Origin of the sequence: Pseudomonas sp. R5-89-07, from assembly GCF_003851685.1 — a bacterium.
Classification (GTDB): Bacteria; Pseudomonadota; Gammaproteobacteria; order Pseudomonadales; family Pseudomonadaceae; genus Aquipseudomonas.
On record NZ_CP027727.1, the window covers coordinates 2,864,835 to 2,882,652 of the forward strand.

The 17,818-nt window shown below is 61.4% G+C and carries 14 protein-coding genes; 7 read left to right on the top strand and 7 right to left on the bottom strand.

The window, feature by feature from the left end:
- Positions 1-4: 4 nt before the first annotated feature.
- Genes C4J94_RS13045 through C4J94_RS13065 form a run of 5 tightly spaced genes read right to left on the bottom strand, consistent with a single transcriptional unit; the run spans position 5 to position 6,694 of the window.
- Positions 5-982 (bottom strand): LLM class flavin-dependent oxidoreductase, encoded by a 978-nt coding sequence (locus C4J94_RS13045; protein WP_124386542.1) that lies wholly within the window; start codon positions 980-982, stop codon positions 5-7.
- Positions 979-1,959, bottom strand: coding sequence for an LLM class flavin-dependent oxidoreductase (locus C4J94_RS13050; RefSeq protein WP_124386543.1), 981 nt, complete (start codon positions 1,957-1,959; stop codon positions 979-981). Before C4J94_RS13050 ends, C4J94_RS13045 begins: the two co-directional genes overlap by 4 nt.
- A complete protein-coding gene (locus C4J94_RS13055) occupies positions 1,956-2,870 on the bottom strand; it encodes a 5'/3'-nucleotidase SurE (protein WP_124386544.1) in 915 nt (304 codons plus the stop codon). The genes C4J94_RS13050 and C4J94_RS13055 overlap by 4 nt, the downstream gene beginning before the upstream one ends.
- Positions 2,867-4,201 (bottom strand): LLM class flavin-dependent oxidoreductase, encoded by a 1,335-nt coding sequence (locus C4J94_RS13060; protein ID WP_124386545.1) that lies wholly within the window; start codon positions 4,199-4,201, stop codon positions 2,867-2,869. The genes C4J94_RS13055 and C4J94_RS13060 overlap by 4 nt, the downstream gene beginning before the upstream one ends.
- Positions 4,202-4,258: 57 nt before the next feature.
- Positions 4,259-6,694 carry a TonB-dependent siderophore receptor gene (locus C4J94_RS13065; RefSeq protein WP_124386546.1) on the bottom strand — a complete coding sequence of 812 codons (2,436 nt, stop codon included), beginning with the start codon at positions 6,692-6,694 and terminating at the stop codon, positions 4,259-4,261.
- Between the two features lie 308 nt (positions 6,695-7,002).
- Here C4J94_RS13065 and C4J94_RS13070 point away from each other — a divergent pair, with 308 nt between their 5' ends.
- On the top strand, positions 7,003-7,995 hold the full coding sequence (locus C4J94_RS13070) for a P1 family peptidase (RefSeq protein ID WP_124386547.1): 993 nt from the start codon (positions 7,003-7,005) through the stop codon (positions 7,993-7,995).
- A 41-nt stretch (positions 7,996-8,036) separates the two neighbouring features.
- On the opposite strand, the gene C4J94_RS13075 is transcribed toward C4J94_RS13070, so the two are convergent.
- Entirely contained in the window at positions 8,037-9,377 is a 1,341-nt protein-coding gene (locus C4J94_RS13075) for a tetratricopeptide repeat protein (protein WP_124386548.1), read from the bottom strand.
- Between the two features lie 316 nt (positions 9,378-9,693).
- Here C4J94_RS13075 and C4J94_RS13080 point away from each other — a divergent pair, with 316 nt between their 5' ends.
- The 6 genes from C4J94_RS13080 to C4J94_RS13105 all read left to right on the top strand — a co-directional run bounded on the left by C4J94_RS13080 (position 9,694) and on the right by C4J94_RS13105 (position 16,243).
- On the top strand, positions 9,694-11,277 hold the full coding sequence (locus C4J94_RS13080; protein WP_124386549.1) for an ABC transporter substrate-binding protein: 1,584 nt from the start codon (positions 9,694-9,696) through the stop codon (positions 11,275-11,277).
- Positions 11,274-12,251, top strand: coding sequence for an ABC transporter permease (locus C4J94_RS13085; RefSeq protein WP_124386550.1), 978 nt, complete (start codon positions 11,274-11,276; stop codon positions 12,249-12,251). The genes C4J94_RS13080 and C4J94_RS13085 overlap by 4 nt, the downstream gene beginning before the upstream one ends.
- Positions 12,251-13,078, top strand: a complete 828-nt coding sequence (locus C4J94_RS13090) for an ABC transporter permease (protein WP_124386551.1) — start codon at positions 12,251-12,253, stop codon at positions 13,076-13,078. Before C4J94_RS13085 ends, C4J94_RS13090 begins: the two co-directional genes overlap by 1 nt.
- Positions 13,075-14,721, top strand: a complete 1,647-nt coding sequence (locus tag C4J94_RS13095; protein WP_124386552.1) for an ABC transporter ATP-binding protein — start codon at positions 13,075-13,077, stop codon at positions 14,719-14,721. The genes C4J94_RS13090 and C4J94_RS13095 overlap by 4 nt, the downstream gene beginning before the upstream one ends.
- Complete coding sequence (locus tag C4J94_RS13100) at positions 14,714-15,631, top strand: alpha/beta fold hydrolase (RefSeq protein ID WP_124386553.1); 918 nt, start codon at positions 14,714-14,716, stop codon at positions 15,629-15,631. Before C4J94_RS13095 ends, C4J94_RS13100 begins: the two co-directional genes overlap by 8 nt.
- Positions 15,632-15,760: 129 nt before the next feature.
- Positions 15,761-16,243, top strand: a complete 483-nt coding sequence (locus C4J94_RS13105; protein WP_256657697.1) for a hypothetical protein — start codon at positions 15,761-15,763, stop codon at positions 16,241-16,243.
- 378 nt (positions 16,244-16,621) lie between these two features.
- On the opposite strand, the gene C4J94_RS13110 is transcribed toward C4J94_RS13105, so the two are convergent.
- Complete coding sequence (locus C4J94_RS13110) at positions 16,622-17,767, bottom strand: MFS transporter (RefSeq protein WP_124386555.1); 1,146 nt, start codon at positions 17,765-17,767, stop codon at positions 16,622-16,624.
- Between the last annotated feature and the right edge of the window lie 51 nt (positions 17,768-17,818).

Sequence of the window (17,818 nt, forward strand, 5' to 3'; positions counted from 1 at the left end):
TTATTCATCGTTTTTTCCAACCCAAGGCCGGAGCGATGTCCTGGGCCAGGATTTCCAAACGTTTGAGGATTTGTGCCTGGGTCGAGCTTTCGGCCTGAACCACAGCAATCAGGTAGTCAGCATAAGGCAGCAGCGACGGGTCCTGTTGCAAGCTTTCGATCACTTCATCGGGATGGCCGTGGTGCACGTTCATCAAGCGCAGGTGTTCCTGCAAATCCAAGGCTTCTTCGATCAGGCCCTCGCGTTGCAGGCGCGGGATATGCCGCTCGATATCCACCGACAGTTCGGCCTGGGCGCTGACGCGGTCGGTGGCGGGGAAAATGGCACGCACTACGCCGATACGCGGTGCGCGGTCAGTGCGGGACCAGGCTTGCAGGTAGGCATCCGCCAAAGGCTTTTGCACGGTGAGCGGATCATGGGTGGCGGTGCCCAGCAGCAGTCCATTGCCTTGTCGAGCGGTATAGAGCGCGCCTTCAGTGGTGCCGTGGGAATGCCAAAGGCGTTCGGCCAGACCGATTGCAGGCGGTTGCAACGTCAATTCGCCGGTCAGCGGTTTACCTTCCAGAAGGCGCTGCAAACGTTGCTGACGCTCGGCAAAATCCGCCTGGCGCCGGCTTGGGTCGCGATCAAAGGCGCTGAAGTTATCGAGGTTGGCGCCACCACTGCCCAGGCCCAATTGCACGCGCCCGCTGCTCAAGGCGTCCAGCACACTGGCGTCCTCGGCCAGGCGGATCGGGTCTTCGAATGGCAACACAATCACTCCGGTGCCCAGTTCGATGTGCCGCGTGCGTTCGGCAACGGCCGCCAGCAGCACCAAGGGTGAGGGAAGACGACCAAAGCCATTGCTCAAGTGGTGCTGGGCAATCCAGCCACCGTCGAAGCCCAGGGCTTCAGCCACTTCGAATTGTTCGATCAGGTCGCGGTAAACCTGCTGGGGGTCATCACCAAAAGCGTGGCTGAGGAAACCCAATTTGAACGTCATGACTGGGCTCCTGTGGGTTGCCAGCCCAGTGCGAGTGCGATGTGTTCGCGGATGATCTCCAGGGCACGGATCGCCTCGCGCAGCGGCGTGCTGGTGGTTTGTACTTGCAGGATCAGTTGGTCGTGGGCGGTCAATGGCGGGCCTTGTTGCAATTGCTCGATGATCTGCTCCACCGGGCCGTGCAACACGCCGAGGCGCTTGAGGGTGGTGTCGAAGTCAGCGTCCAGCGTGCCCTTGAGTACGCCGATGCTTTGCTGGCGTTGCACATAGGCCTGGATATCGCGGCGTGTGGCGTCGTCCGGTGCGGGGAGCAAGGCCTGCACCCGTGCTACGCGGGCGGGCGTGCCGTTGTCGCCGGTCCAGGCGTTGCGGTAACGGTTCACCCGTTCAATATCGGCTTGGGCAGGCAAATGCGGATTGGGTGCCATGATCAGGCCATGGCCACGTTCGGCTACCAGCTCCACCCGCGCGGTGGCTTCCCACACACGCTGGCTCAAACCGTTGGTGCGTGGCAGGAGGCGGGAACCGCTGTCGGTCAGCGGCGCGTTGCCAAATGCATTGAGCAACTGTTGAAGGTGCTGCTCGTAGTCACGATGCCGTGTTTCATGCTCGCGGCCGAAGGCGACGAAGGTCTCAGGATCAAAACCCGCACCGAGGCCCAGTTCCAGTCGGCCGTTGCACAGCACGTCCAGCACGGCGGCGTCTTCCGCCAGGCGCAGCGGCGCCTCCTGGGGTAATACGATAATTCCGGTGCCGAGGCTGATATGCCGTGTCTGCTGGGCGACGGCCGCCAACAATACCAACGGCGACGGCAAGCGCCCATTTTCACTGGCGAAGTGGTGCTGCGCTAACCAGCCACTGTCAAAGCCCAGCGCTTCGGCAACCTTGAACAGTTCCAGGGTGTCGCGGTAGACCTTGGGATCAGCACTCGGGCTATAGACCCGGCTCAGAAACCCGAGGGAAAAGCCTGCACTCATGGTTTCACCTCATGGGCCAACTGCTTTTGCAGTGCTGGCCCTGCGCTGACGGATTCCGGCAGGCCACTGAACGGGCTGATGGTCAGGTAACCTTTGTTCAGCCACACCGCTTCATCGTTCTGTTGCGCAGCGGTAGCGGCGGGGCTGTATTGGAAGCCGATGCCGGGTTTGCCGGGCAGGTTGAACTGCTTGAGATCATCGGTGTACAGCGCCTCAAAACCCACATAGCTGCCGACGCGGGTCAGTTTGACGCCTTTTATCTGCGCATCCTTGGGCAGGTTGATATTCAAGCCCAGGCCCGGCGGTAGCAGCGCGCCATGGGGTTGGCGATGCTGGTCGAGGGCATGCACCAGGTTTGCTACCAGTTGGGCGGCGCGCTGCGGGTCTTTCTCCTTCAGATCAGTACTCACCGCCAATGCCGGAATGCCCGACTGCAACGCCACGCTGGCGGTATTGAAGGTACCGGAGGCCATATTGATCGCGCCGAGGTTATTGCCAGGGTTGGGGCCGACGATTACCAGGTCGGGATGTGGCAGGACTTTTTTCAGGCCCATCAGCAGTGCCATCACCGGCGTGCCGCTGATTTCGATCTGTACTGCTTTGCCGGCGCACTCGGTGCTCTGGCATAGGCCTTTGTCGGTGGTGCTGATGTAATAGCTGTCGGGGTAAGCGGGGTCGGTATCGCGCCCAACACTCACTTCGCGACCGAAAAAGAACGAACCGCCTCGCGCGCTCTGATCACTCTGAGGCGCGGCGATTTTCACGTTGTGACCCTGGGCTTTCAGCGCTGTGTAGAGTGCGCGAATGTTCGGATGCTGATAGCCGTCGTCGTTGCTCAGCAAGATATTCAAGGCGAAGGCTTTGGGGGCGATCATGCTGGCGAAGGCGAGCATCCAGGCGCTGCGTTTCATGCCCTCCCTCCCGTAAAGCGGTTGTCCGGGCGCGGCAGGCCGAGGTTTTCGCGCAGGGTGGTGCCCTCGTATTCCTGGCGAAACAACCCACGCGCCTGCAGCAGCGGAATCACCTGATCGACGAACACGTCGATGGCGCCAGGGAAGTAGGGAAAGAACACATTGAAGCCATCGCATGCCCGCGCCTGGAACCACGCCTCAAAGTGATCGGCAACGTCCTCGGCGGTACCCACTACAGGGTTGCCTCCGGCCAGGCGCAAGTACAACTGGCGGATGCTCAGGTTCTCCGTGCGCGCCAGTTCCAGCACCTTATCCCGACGGCTGCCGCGTTGGCCCACGGGGGTGTCCGGCAATGGGCCGTCGAGGTCGTGGCCGGAGAGGTCGATGTCATCGCCCAAGGTGTCGGCCAGCAGGCGCAGGCCCAGCACCGGGTCGATCAGCGCCTGGAACTCTTCGAACAGCACCTTGGCTTGTTCACGGGTACCGGCAATAAACGGTGTGACGCCGGGCAGGATTTTGACGTGATCCGGGTCGCGGCCGAGCGCAGCGGCGCGTGCCTTGATGTCCTGGTAGAACGCCTGGGCGCCTTCCACGTTATGCGAGTGGGCGAAGATCAGTTCGGCAACCCGGGCGGCGAGTTGCTTGCCCGGCTCCGAGGCGCCGGCCTGCACCAGTACCGGGTGGCCCTGGGGCGGGCGCGCCACGTTGAGCGGGCCGCGTACGGCAAAGTGCTTGCCGCGATGGTTGAGGGTGTGCAATTTGGCCGGGTCGAAATACTCGCCACTGGCTTTATCGCGGGTAAAGGCGTCGTCGTCCCAGCTGTCCCACAGATCCTTGACCACGTCATGGAACTCTTCGGCACGCTGGTAGCGGTCGCCATGGTCGACGTGGTGTTCGCGGCCGAAATTCCACGCTTCATCCGAAACCACCGAGGTCACCAGGTTCCAGGCGGCGCGTCCCTTGGACAGATGGTCCAGGGACGCGAATTTGCGCGCGATATGGTACGGCTCGTTGTAGGTGGTGGTCGCGGTTGCAATCAGCCCGATGTTGTTTGTGACGGCAGCCAGGGCCGACATCAACGTCAGCGGTTCGAAGTGTTCGGCGCGCGCCGTACGGCTCAGGGCATCGTGATGGTGGCCCCACAAGGCGACCACATCGGCAATAAACAGTGCATCGAACTTGCCGCGCTCGGCGGTCTGCGCAATGTGTTTGAAATGCTCGAAATCCAGGCTGGCATCGGCTTGGGCCAGCGGGTGGCGCCAGGCGGCGACGTGGTGGCCGCTGTTGGCGAGGAAGGCCCCCAGTTTGAGTGTGTCGGTGCGGCGGGTCATGAACAGGCTCCCATCAGGGGCAACTGCGGAGCTGGTGAACCGGCTCCGCAGGCTGGATTAAAAGTTGTACGTCACGCCGGTGTACCAGTAGCCGCCGGTGGTGCCGTAGGGCGAGAAGTTGCCATAGGGAAAGCCACCCGAGCTGCTGGCCAGGTCAGTGCGTTCCGGGTACTTGTTGAACAGGTTGTTGGCGCCTGCATTCAGAGTGATCGCCGGGGTCAGGTGGTAGTCGATGTTCAGGTCGGTGATCCACGCTGGCGAGAACGTGCGGTCGAAGGATTCGGCGGTGCCGTATTGGGTGTACTCGCCGTAGCGGGTCAGGTTGAGGCCGATCTCGAACTTGTCGACGGTCCAGGTGGTGCCCAGCAGCAGTTTGGATTGCGGCAAACCGTACTTGAGGTTGCCCTGGCGCTGACGGTCATAACCACCGGTTGGGCCGAGGGCTTGTTGGGCCACGCTGGAGGCGTGGATGTCGTCGATCTGCGTGGTGTTCCAGTTAAAGCCCAAGGTGTAGCGCAGGTTGCCGTAGGCACCGATGCTCTGGCGGTAGTCTCCGACGAGGTCGACGCCACGGGTGGTGGTATCGAGGGCGTTAGTGAAATAGGTCACCGCCTGGTTCGGGTTCAGACCCGCTGCTGCGAGGATTGCGCTGATTTGCGGTGTGCCGCCCAGGTAGCCGGTTTGCGCGATGCGGTCCTTGATTTTGATCTGGTAGGCATCCAGGGTGATGCTGGTGGCGTCCGTCGGTTGCAGGGTCAGGCCCAGGCTGAAGTTGGTGGACTTCTCGGGTTTGAGCGTTTCGGCACCGAGCGCCTTGGCCACGTCGGAGTTGACCGCCACGTTACGGTAGTCGAACAGCTGGCCGTTGACGCTGCTCTGCGAGGTGGAGCTGTAGATCTGCTGGGCCAGCGAAGGCGCACGGAAACCGGTGCTGAAGGTGCCGCGTACTGCCAGGATCGGTGTGAGTTGGTAGCGCGTGGAGAACTTGCCGTTAGTCGTGGTGCCCGAGCCATCGTTGTAGTGCTCGTAGCGACCGGCCAGGTCGACGTGCCATTTTTCGGTGAAGTCCTGGCCGATCTCACCGTACCCGGCGAGGCTGGTGCGGCCTTTTTGTGCAGCATCCTGCGGCGTGGTACCGGCACCGGAGATGGTGCCCGGTGCGATCAGGCCACCGCTGGCGCCGGTGGTGAAAGGGCCGCTGGCGTAGGAGGCGAGGTCACCCTTGCCGATCTTGTAGTTCTCGTAGCGTTGCTCCAGGCCCCAGGAAATCTGCGTGGGTTTGTGCAGGCCGAAGTCAAAGGCGCGGGTCAGGTCGAGGTTGTTGGTCCATTGGCTGAAGGTTTTGACGCCGGTGTCTACCGAGGTCGGCGAGTCCGGGCCGTAGCTCAGGTTGTAGGTGTGACGCAGGGTCGCTTCGGCGTGGTCCTGGCCATAGGTGCTGGACAAGTCATAGTCCCAGCCGGCGAGTTCGCCCTTGCCGCCAAACGCTACCTGGAAGTCATTTTCGATAAAACGCAGGGTGTCTTCGATGCCTTCGGGGAAGGGTGTGCGGATGCCATCGAAGCTGGCGGGCTGGTGGAAAGCCAGCGGTTTTTCCGAGTTGCGGCGGGTGTAAGTGGAGAACGAGTAGAGCGTGAGGGCATCGTCCACCGGCAGCTCGGCGTTGTAGCCGAAACTGAAGTTGCGTGCCTCGGGCAGGCCGGTGCCGTAGTAGGTGTGTTGCAGGCTGGTGTTGCCGGCCGAGTCGGTATACGGCGCGTTGTCGGAGCGGTCGGAGATCTTCTGTTTTTTCACGTCCAGGGCGAGGTTGATAAAGCCGTCGTTGGGCAGCGCCAGGCCGACATTGCCGGTTTGGCGCGCGGTTTCGCCATCGCCGTTTTCATAGTTCTGGCCGTAGCTGGTGGACAGGCTGCCGCCGTGGTCGGTCTGCTTGAGCACGATGTTGACCACGCCACCAATCGCATCCGAACCATACTGGGCCGAGGCGCCGTCACGGAGCACTTCGACATGATCCACCAGAGCGGTGGGGATCATGTCCAAGTCCACCGGTTGCGAGCCGGAGTTGAGGTAGGTGCCGTTATTGAGCAGCGCGCTATTGTGGCGACGCTTGCCGTTGACCAGTACCAGCACCTGGTCGCCGTTGAGGCCACGCAGGCTGATCGGGCGTACCACCGATGTTGAGCCGAAGCCTGACGATGCTGGCTGATTGAGGGATGGCAGTACCTTGCTCAGGGCGCGGGTGAGGTCGCCCTGGCCAGTGGCGAGCAATTGCTTGGACGAGATCACATCCACCGGCGCCGGGCTTTCGGCCAGGGTGCGCGCCTGGCCACGGTTGCCGATCACCACAACGGTGTCCAAGGGGTTATCGCTGGCCGGCGCGTCGGCGGCGAGCGTCAGGCTGCTGTAGCTGGCGGCTTCGTACAGGGCAATAAACAACAACGTGTGGGCGAAGGCCTTACCGGGTCGGCGACCTATGGCGCGTGATGCATTCATGATGGGAAATACTCCAGTGGTTTAAGGTGTTGGGCCTTGATAGAGGACGGCTTGTTGAGTTCAAGCTCTGGTGGGAAGGCTGGAGAGCAAGGGCTGTGCCATCTGTTAAAATTGTTTAAAAACATAGGCTTATTGGGTATTAAACGGGGGGTTGGTGTTTTTTTAACAGGCTGAAGGGCAGGGTGTTGGTTTTCGTGCAGGGGCTTTCATCGGCAACCGGGTATTGAGCCGTAAGGCTTGGGTGGTTGTGCTTGGCACACGACTTGCTCTCCCCACGCGACACCCTGACCCAAGGAAGCTATTTCTGTATGCCTAGACCCGGCCCGCGCAATGCCCTCACCGATATCCCAGGCCTCACGGTCGGCCACGCCACGGACCTGCGCGTCGACACCGGCGTCACAGTGATTCGCCCCAATGGTTTCTGGACTGCCAGCATCGACATTCGCGGCGGTGGCCCTGGCGGGCGCGAAACGGCCGCGCTTGAGCCGGAAAACATGGTCGGCCAGCTCCACGCTCTGGTTTTCGCCGGCGGCTCGGTGTTCGGCCTGGGCGCGGCGGATGCCGTGGCGGCAAAACTGTCTCAGGACGAGGTGGGCCTGCACTTGAAACCCGGCGCCCCGGCAATCCCCATAGTGCCCGCTGCCGTGTTGCACGACTTGGCCAACGGCGGCGACAAGGACTGGGGCCTGGACCCGCCTTACCGACGCCTGGGCTTTGAAGCGCTGGCCAATGCTGAAGAAGATTTCAGGTTGGGCTCGGTGGGCGCCGGCCGTGGCGCCATGGCCGGTGTATTGAAAGGCGGGCTGGGTACCGCCTCGCTGGACCTGGGTGACGGATTGGTCGTCGCCGCACTGGTCGTCGCCAACCCCATTGGCTCGGTGTACATGCCCGACGGTAAAACGTTCTGGGCCTGGCCCTGGGAAGTGGCGGGGGAGTTCGGTGGGCAGCGTCCTGAAGCCGAGATGGACTGCAGCGACCCGATGCCGGAGCTGTCACGCCTGGATTCGATGGGCCGCCTGCAAGCCGGGGCCAACACGACGCTGGTGGTAGTCGCCAGTACCGCTCGGCTCACTGTGGCTGAGTGCAAGCGCGTGGCAATCATGGCTCAGGACGGGATTGCCCGTGCGGTGCGTCCGGCGCATTTGCCGTTTGATGGGGACACGGTATTTGCCTTGGCGTCGGCGGCGGTTGAGTTGACCGATGGCCCACGGCGGCAGGTGGAGATTGGCTGTATTGGCTCGGCGGCCGCGGATTGCGTGGCGCGGGCGATTGCCAGAGGTGTGTTTAATGCCAGGGGCTAGCCGCGATCAACTGTAGGAGCCGACAAGCCGGCTCCTGCTGTTCAGGTGAAACGTGATAGGCGCGTCTGTGCCTTCGCCGCCAGCGCCGGCAACCTCAACGCCTCATACACCCGCACCAAACGCCGATTCGTCGGCACATCCCACCCGTCATACCGGCGCCGCAATTCCAGTGTCTGCTGCGCCCCCAACCAATCACCGGCCTTCACTCGTGCATCCAGCTCCACCAGGGCAAACAGATCGCGTTGTGCGTGGCTGCCACCAATCTCATTCAGCCGGGGAAGGGCGATCGTCAGTTGCGCCAGCGACTGTTGCCAGTCGCCACGTGCATGGGCCAATAAGCCCTTCGCCAACGGCAGGGTCACTTCGCCCCACACCGGCCGTGCGCCGAAGCTGTGTTGCCGCAGCGCCGCCAGCAACCTGTCCGCCTCCGGCTTGCCCGCCCGGGCCAGGCCATACAGGTACTGCACGCTCAGGAACGGTTGTACCGTATCGCAGACCCGGCGTTGCAGGTACGGTGCCAGCGCCTGCCAGCGCTCGCCCACATCGATGCCGGCCAGTTCCAATCGCGCGAGCAAGGACACGGCGCCGACCTGGTCCTGAGAGTATTCCGGGAGGATGCCCCACACGTGCTGGTCGTAAATCTCCAGCACGCGCTGATCCTCGCCCCGCGCCAGGTAGAACAACGCCAGGTGCCACCAGTTGTGGGTGTACATGAACGAGTTCAAACCGTTCCAGTGATGGGTCACGCTTTGCAGGAATGCCGTGCCTTCTTCGATGCGTCCCTGGGTCAACATCACATGGGCCAGGGCGTGCTGGGCCCAAGGCTCCGAGGGTTGCAGGCGCAAGGCTTGCAGCGCGCTGGCTTCGGCTTCTTCGAGCAGGTGGCATTGCTCGTAGGCGAACGCCAGCAGACCGTGGCTGTGGGCAATATCGGGTGCGCCAGTGGTGGCCTTCAGGCCGATGCGCAACAGGGCGGGCCAGTTGCCGCGGTTGAATTCAAGGTACTGGTTGAGCTTGGCGGCAAACAGGTCGCGGGGGTAGCGGTCGAGCAGGTGTTCGCTCAAATGCAGGACTTGATCGAGGTCGTCCTTGATCCAGGCTTGCAGCACGCCAAGGTACAGCAGGGCGCGCGGGTGAGCGGCGTGCGCCGCACGTTGGCGGTATTTTTCCGCCAGTGCCGGGCCTTCGGGCGACTCGATGAACATCAGCAGCAAGCCGGCAAACGCATTGGCCAGCGCGGAGTCGGGATCGGCATCGGCGGTGGCAAGGATGCGTTCGGCGCGGGGCTGGTAGCCGAGGAAGCCGCCCATGAAATCATCCAGGCCCTGGCGGGTGACGGGGTTGGTGGTGTCGATGGGGTTGCCCAGGTAATCCAGTGACATGGTGGCGAGGCTCGTTGATTCAGATGACGGTTACAGGGGCAAACCTTGTGCCATCGGCCAGCGGTGAACCACTGTGGGAGGGGCTTGCCCCCGATAGTGGCGGGTCAGTTGGCTCATTCATCGATGACCCACCGCTATCGGGGGCAAGCCCCCTCCCACATTTGAAAGGCTTTGCTGCTGCTTTTTGCACACTCAGGCGCAGCTCTGTGGTTTTTTCATCAGCGCGATCACCGCCAACCCCAGCAATACCCGCCCAAACCCCCATGGCACAGCGCTTGCAAAACCCTCGTTATATTTTTCGATTCGAGGAGCCTCCATGCGCCCATTTTCTTTCCGCCGTGCCCTCACGTCCGTGGCACTGTGCACCGCGTTGCTGGCCGGCCAGGCTCAGGCGCAAACGCAGGAGGGCGGCGTGCTCAATCTGGTGGCCCAGCCGGAGCCGCCCTCGCTGATGCACGGTGTAGTCAGCCATGTGTCGACCCAATACGTGAGCGGCAAGGTGCTCCAGGGCCTGCTCACCTTCGACACACACCTTGCGCCCAAACCGGTATTGGCCAAAGCCTGGACGATCTCCCCTGACGGCCTCACCTATACCTTCGACCTGCAGGACGGCGTGCACTGGCACGACGGCCCAGCGTTCACCGCCGATGACGTGGTGTTCAGCTTCCAGGCCTTCTACCCCGAGGTGGACAAACGTCTCGGCGGGATCATCACCGAGTACGTCCAGAGCATCACCGCCAAAGGTCCGCTGCAGGTGGTCTTTCACCTGAAGAAACCGTTCGCGCCGTTGCTTTCGGCCTTGGGCAGCGGCTTGCGCCCAGTGGTGCCGAAGCACCTTTACGAGAACACCGACTTTCGTAACAACCCCTACAACCTGAAACCGGTGGGTACCGGGCCGTTTGTGTTCGTCGAGTGGAAACGCGGCGCCTACATCAAACTGGCCAAGAACCCCAACTACTGGAAAAAGGGCCTGCCGCACCTCGACAGCATCATCTTCCACGTCATTCCTGATGCCTCTTCGCGTGCCGCCGCGTTCGAGCGTAACGACGTGCAAGTGCTGCGCAGCGGCGATGCGGATTACTCCGACCTCAAGCGCCTGACCGCCTTGCCCGATGTGCAGTCGTCGGAAAAGGGCTGGGAGTTGTACTCGGGCCTGGCCTTCCTGCAAATCAACACGCGCAAGCCGCCGCTGAACAACCCCAAGGTGCGCCAGGCGATCCTGTATGCGCTGAACCGACAGTTCATCGTCGATAACATCTTCTTCGGCTCGGGCAAGGTCGCCCAGGGGCCGTTTGTGTCCAGCTCGCCTTACCATGATCCCCAGTTGCCGCAGTACGCCTACGACGTGAAAAAGGCCAAAGCGCTGATTGCCGAATCCGGTGTGGATGTCGGCGCGGTGCGTATTCGCCTGCTCAATGGCGAGAAGGGTGGTGCCTGGGAGCGCCTGGCCGAATACACCAAGCAGTCCTTGCAGCCCCTGGGTTTCAAGGTGCAGGTGGTGACGTCCGACGCGGCGACCTGGTTCCAACGCGTGAGCGACTGGGACTTCGACCTGACCTACAACTTTATTTTCCAGATCGGCGATCCCTACCTGACCAGCGCCTACCTGTTCCGCTCCGACTACATACTCAAAACCTCGCCGTTCGCCAACGTCAGCGGCTACAACAGCGCCGAGGCCGATGCCTTGTGGGCGAAAGTCGCCGATACCCCGGAAGGCCCGGAGCGCAAACAGCTCTACAGCCAGTTGGAGAACCTGCTGAACACCGACCTGCCCATCGCACCGATCTTCGAAATGCGTTACCCGACGCTGTTTCACAAACAGGTGAAAAACCTGCTGCAGACCGCTACCAGCCTTAACGAGGACTACGAGAGTGTGTACCTCGAGGCCCTGGCACCATGAACGGCGTGTTGTATTTCAGCGGGCGGCTCGTCAAGGCGTTGCTGATGGTGGTGGCGGTGCTGGTGCTGAGTTTCCTGCTGATTCGACTGGCGCCGGGCGATCCTGCATTGCTGTTGGCAGGAGAGGCGGGCGTCGACGATGCGCAGTTTATCGAGCATCTGCGCCAGACCATGGGCCTGGATAAACCGCTGCTCCAGCAGTTGCTGATATACCTGGGCAATATCGCCCACCTGGACCTGGGTTATTCCTACCGAAACCAGACGTCGGTGTGGTCGCTGATCGCCGAGCGGTTGCCGGCGACGCTGGCACTGATGGGCTCGGCCTTTGTGGTGTCTTCCGTGCTCGGTGTGACCTTGGGTGTGCTGGCGGCGCGGGCACGGCAGAAGCGGCATTGGCTGGACGACGTGATCTCCCACGGTGCTTTGTTGTTGTACGCGATGCCGCCGTTCTGGCTGGCGATGCTGATGATTTTGCTGTTCTCCGTAAGTCTGGATTGGTTGCCGGCGTTCGGTATGGAGACCGTGGGCCGGGACTTCTCGCTGCTGGATCGCCTGCGGCATCTGTTGTTGCCGTGCCTATCCCTGAGCGTGCTGTTTCTGGCCCTGTATATCCACCTCACCCGAGCCGCCGTGCTCGATGCCCTTGGTCAGGAATACGTGCGCACTGCTCATGCCAAAGGCCTGCATCCACGACGGATTCTGTATGTACATGTGTTGCGCAATGCACTGCTGCCGGTGGTGACTTTCGCGGGTTTGCAACTCGGCCAACTGGCCAGCGGTGCGTTACTGGTGGAGGTGGTGTACTCCTGGCCTGGCATTGGCCGCTTGATGTATGACTCATTGGCCCAGCGTGACTACGGTGTATTGATGGGCGGCTTTCTGGTGATCTCGGTTCTGGTGGTGGGCTTCAATGTGTTGACCGATGCGATTTGCCGTTTGCTCGACCCACGTATTGGCGCCGGAGGGCAGGGCTGATGGCGGTGCTCACACGCTTTATTCACCAGCCGTCGGCGCTGGCCGGCGCGGTGTTTTTGCTGGTTCTGGCAGCACTGGCGGCTGCCGCGCCGTGGCTCACCAGCAGCTCGCCCTGGGAAATGAACACCCAGCCGATGCTCCCGCCGTTCCACGATTCGGCACACTGGCTGGGCAGCGACATGCTTGGCCGCGACCTCGGCAGCGGCTTGCTCTACGGCGCCCGTGTGTCCCTGGCCGTGGGGGTGTTGACCAGTCTGGCGACCTTGCTGGTGGGGCTGCTCGTCGGCGCTGTCGCCGGTTATTTCGGTGGCTGGCTCGACGGCGTGCTGATGCGGATCGCCGAGTTCTTTCAGATCATTCCGCAGTTAGTGTTGGCGGTGATCCTGGTGGCGGTGCTGGAACCGTCCCTGGGTTCCATCGTGCTGGCGATTTCGCTGGTGGCGTGGCCGGGCGTCGCGCGGCTGGTGCGCAGCGAATTCCTTACCCTGCGACAACGTGAGTTTGTGCAGGCGGCGCGGGTGCTGGGGCAATCTCCATTAGGCATCATCCGCCAACAAATCCTGCCCAATGCCTTGGCGCCGTTGTTGGTGACCATGACCTTTGTGATGGCCACTGCAATCCTCACGGAAGCCGCGCTAGCGTTTCTCGGCCTGAGCGACCCTGAGGCCATGAGCTGGGGTTACATGATCAATGCGTCCCGTGGGCTGCTGCGGGATGCCTGGTGGATGAGCTTCCTGCCGGGGTTGGCGATTGTGCTGTGCGTGCTGGCGGTGAACCGGGTGGGCGAAGGCCTGCGCCTGGCCTTTGAACCGGGGAGGTCGCTATGACGTTGCTCAGTGTGGATAACCTGCGTATCGCCTTGCCGGCCGGTGCCGACCGCAGTCACGCGCTGTATGACCTGTCGCTGCAATTGCGCAGCGGCGAATGCCTGTGTGTAGTAGGCGAGTCCGGCTCGGGCAAGTCGATGTTGGCCAAGGCATTGTTGCGCCAGTTACCGACGCCGCTGAGCGTGGAAAGCGGGCGCATGGTGTTTCGTGATCAAGACTTGGCGACACTCAGTGAGACCGCGATGCGCCAGCTGCGCGGGCGCGATATCAGCATGGTGTTCCAGGAGCCCATGAGCGCGCTGAACCCGCTGTTGCGCGTGGGTGAGCAGATCGATGAAACCCTGCGCGCCCACGGGAGGAAATCGGCCCTGGAACGTCGCCGACGGGTTGTGGAGTTGCTGGGCTATGTCGGCCTGCCCGAGCCTGAACGCCTGCGCCTGGTCTATCCCTTTGAGCTCTCCGGTGGCCAGCGTCAGCGCGTGGTCATCGCCATGGCATTGGCGTTCGATCCCTCGCTGCTGATCGCCGACGAACCCACCTCGGCGCTGGACGTCACCACTCAGGCGCAGATCATCGACCTGTTACGCAAGATTCAACAGGACAAGGGCATGGCGCTGTTGTTCATCACCCATGACTTCGCCGTGGTCGAGGCCATTGCCGACCGCGTGCTGGTGCTGGAAAAAGGTCAATTGGTGGAGCAGGGCAGCGCCCATCAAGTATTGCGCAAGCCTCAGGCGCTTTATACCCAGCAACTGTTGGCAGCGGTCTCGGCGCAACCGCGGGCCCCGCGCACGGCGGTGGACGGGAGTGTGGTGCTCAAGGCCGAGCAACTCAATAAAGTGTTTCACAGCCACAGCGGTTGGTGGCGCAAGCGTGCCATCCAGGCCCTGGCGCAGGTTCAGTTGACCCTGCGCGAGGGTGAAACCCTGGGCATTGTTGGGGAATCAGGCTCGGGGAAATCCACGCTGGGGCGTTGCCTTGTTCGGCTGCTACGTGCTGACAGTGGTCAAATTCAATGGCTGGGTCAGGATGTAACGGTGCTGTCCGAAGGGCGTTTGCGAGCATTGCGCAGCGACGTGCAGATGGTCTTCCAGGACCCGTTTGCCTCGCTGAATCCGCGCCAGACCGTCGGGCGTATCGTCATGACCGGCCCGCTGGTGCAGGGACACTCAAAGGCCGAGGCCGAGCGGCGCGCGCGGACAATACTGGAGTTGGTTGGGCTACCCACAGCCGCGTTCGAACGCTATCCTCATGAGTTCTCCGGTGGCCAGCGCCAGCGTATCGGTATCGCCCGTGCCTTGGCTGTGGAGCCGAAAATACTCATCGCGGACGAATGCGTTTCCGCTCTGGATGCGTTGATCCAAGTACAGATTCTCGAGTTGCTTGAAGACCTGCAACGTCGACTCAAGCTGAGCATTGTGTTCATCACCCACGACTTGCGAGTGGCCGCCAGACTGTGTGATCGCATTGCCGTGATGCAGGACGGGCATGTGGTGGAGCAGGGGGAAACGGCAACGCTGCTCACCCACCCGCAACATGTTTATACGCAGACCCTATTGCGTGGTGTTTCCCGGGCAGCATCCCCTTCGACAATCATCCCTCAAAACCTTGAATCCCAAGAGGCTTGTCCCACTCATGGCTGATTTACACGCATATTCTGATTTACCTCTGGTGCGGGGCGAGCGGGTGGAAATCCGTCCCGGGCGGCACCTGAGCATCGCTTATCAACCAGGCACGCATCAGGCAGATACCGTCTTGTTCTTCGGGCATGGTGGTGGTGGTCACAAGGATCAATGGCGCGAGTTATGGCAGGCGTTGGCCGATCAGGGATACAGCCTGGTGGCGTGGGACCTGTTGGGGCACGGCGATAGCGAAAAGCCGCGCCAACCGCAGGCCTATGCCTGGTCGGAACTGGTGGCAGATCAGCTGGAAATACTGAGCCGCTACGCTGCACGGCGCAATATCCTGATCGCACATTCCTTTGGTACCGGACTGGGGTTGAGTGCCTTGCTGGAGCTTCCACGCAGGTTGCCGCAGGTGACCATAGATGGCGCCCTGCTGCTAGGCACACAACTGCATCGCCCGTTGAGCCGTGGTGGTCTGATGGCGCTGCCTGCCTGGGCGTTGGAGCTGCTGCGGCCGTTGCTGGCCAAGGGCTTTCGTCAGCGTGCGTGGCACCCCGCAGCCGATCCCCGGTTGGTGGCCTACGAAGAAAACCTGACCCGTCGCAATCGTCTGTATGTGTTCAAGTCTCTCCTGCAAAACGCCCAATGGCCCGACGCCGATGCCCTGGCTCGACTGACGTTGCCGACTTTTGTGTTAGCGGGAGACAGCGACGGGCTGACGCCTTCAAGTGGGGGCGAAGCGCTCGCCCGACAGCTGCCGACGGGTAGCTTTGAGGTGTTGGAGCGGTGTGGTCATCAATTGATGTTGGAGCGGCCTGCGCAGGTGCTGGCGGCGTTCCATAGGCTGATGAAAAAACTTGATCAGCGTCCAGGTTCGTCCTGTGGCTGTGAACAACATCCTGGGCAAGTGAGCGGGCAAGTAAGCTAGGCTGTTCGCACGACAGGCCGTCGGTACTCGACGGCCTGAAAACAAAGGCGCTATACAATGTCGAAGCATTTGCTGTTGGGCTGGCCCCGTTCCTTGTGCGTGCTTGCTGTCTTGAGCGGCGCGGCCACGATGGCAGTTGCTGCCCCGCCTGAAAAAAACGCTACGGCGGCGTCGGACACGCAATCCGTGTCCCTGGCAGGCGGCAAGCTGAAGTTCGTGCTCAAAGGTGTTGAGGCCCGTGCCTTGAACAGCGAGAACGGCGGCACGATGTACTTCGATCCGGAAAGCGAGCAGGCCATCATCGTTACCGAAGGTCCGGCGTCGACTGCGGGCACCACCCCGGACGCTGCGTTTGGCCTTGCCGTAGATACCTTGAAGGAAAAGCAGCAGGCCGCGTCACCCAACTTTCGCATAACTAGCGAGAAGACCATTCAGGTGAACGGCTTGAAGATGTACCGCCTGGACGGCACCGACGATTTCAACGGTCTGAAACTACTGATGGCCTCGTTGATGACGATGAACGATCAGAAGATCACCATCATCGAAGTGATGTCCAGCGTAAACGACCCGGCCGACCATACCGCTGCGTTGAAGAACATTCTGGGCAAGTAAACCGCAGGTTTCCGGATAGTAGGCTGTCGGCTCCCGACGGTCTGTCCATCACAAGAATCCACATGCTCTCGTGCGCAAAGCTTGCCCAACTCGGTGTCGTGCTCCCCGACCCGCCCGCGCCGGGACTATGTACCTACGTGGTGCACCGCGGGATGGTTTTCGTCAGTGGCCAGTGTTGCGTGAAGGCAATCTCACAATCACAGGTCCGGTAACATCCGTTCCGCGCCTCCCGATACTGGTTGGGAACTCGAATGTGGCAAATCCGTGGTCGTTCGGAAAAGGGTATGGAATATGAGTGGATATCCCTAAGCGAACTTGTCGGGCCTGTTTCTCAGCCCCTATTCAGCGATCATCTCTAGTTATCCAAATATTGATGGATCACACGCGCAGACAGTGCGCGGCAGCGCTCACAAATAGTAGAAGAAACACCAGGCCCCCTAACGCAAATGAAAGACTGCTCATATGGGCAACGAAACCGATCACCGCCGGGCCTATCAAAATTCCTGCATAGCCCATGGAGATAACCGCCGGTATGGCGACTCTTTGGGGCATGCGGTCCTGTTTTCCGGTGGCGGTAAACAGCACGGGAACAATGTTCGAGCATCCTGCGCCGAGCAATGCATATCCCAGTAACGAGGCGGACCAGCCCTCGAATCCAAGCGATACGAGCATGCCGGTGGCAGCAATCATTCCGCCATAAGCCACCACGCGCACGCCGCCGAATCTGCGTACGAGGGCATCTCCTGTCAGCCGTCCCAGGGTCATCGCCGCCGCAAAACTGGCATAACCCAAGCCGGCCAAGGTGGGCTCCATGTTCCGGCTGGATACGAGAAAGACAGCACCCCAGTCCAGTACTGCGCCTTCGGTTAAAAAAACGATGAAGCACAGCGCGCCCAGTAAAAAGACAATGCCTTTTGGGGTAGCAAAGATCGGGCCGTCTTTTTCGGTTCCATAGGTCAATAAACTTGGAATCGCTTTATACAGGCACCCCATTACCACGATGACGACGCACAGCACTGAAAACACCGGTTCTAATCCCATGCTCAACAGTGCAGTCAACGCGCTGGCACCCAGAATGCCTCCGACGCTGTACAGGCCATGGAACCCCGACTGAAGTGCCTCGCCACTGTTTTTTTCCACAATGATGGACTGAATGTTCATCGCACAATCCAGCATGCCCATAGCCGCGCCAAACAGCACTACGGCCAATGCCAGGCCCGGCAGCCAACTGAGGCTGCTCAACAGTACAAGCAATACACATAAAGTCGCAGTGGAACACACAATGACTGGGCGGCAGCCGTAACGTGCGGTGAGGTGCCCGGCAAACGGCATGGCAACAATCGACCCCACGCCCAGGCCCAGCAGCAAAAGCCCCAACCCGCTTTCGTCCAACCCCGTGCGCGCCTTGGCAAGCGGCACTAAGGGCGCCCATGCCGACATGACAAGCCCTGCGATCAGGAAAGCAATACGGGTTGACGTGCGTTCGCCGTAATTGGCGTTGATCGCTAACGATGACGTAGTCATTTGAATCACCCAAACAGGCACACGAAGAAAGGCCTGGCAGCGACTGCGCTG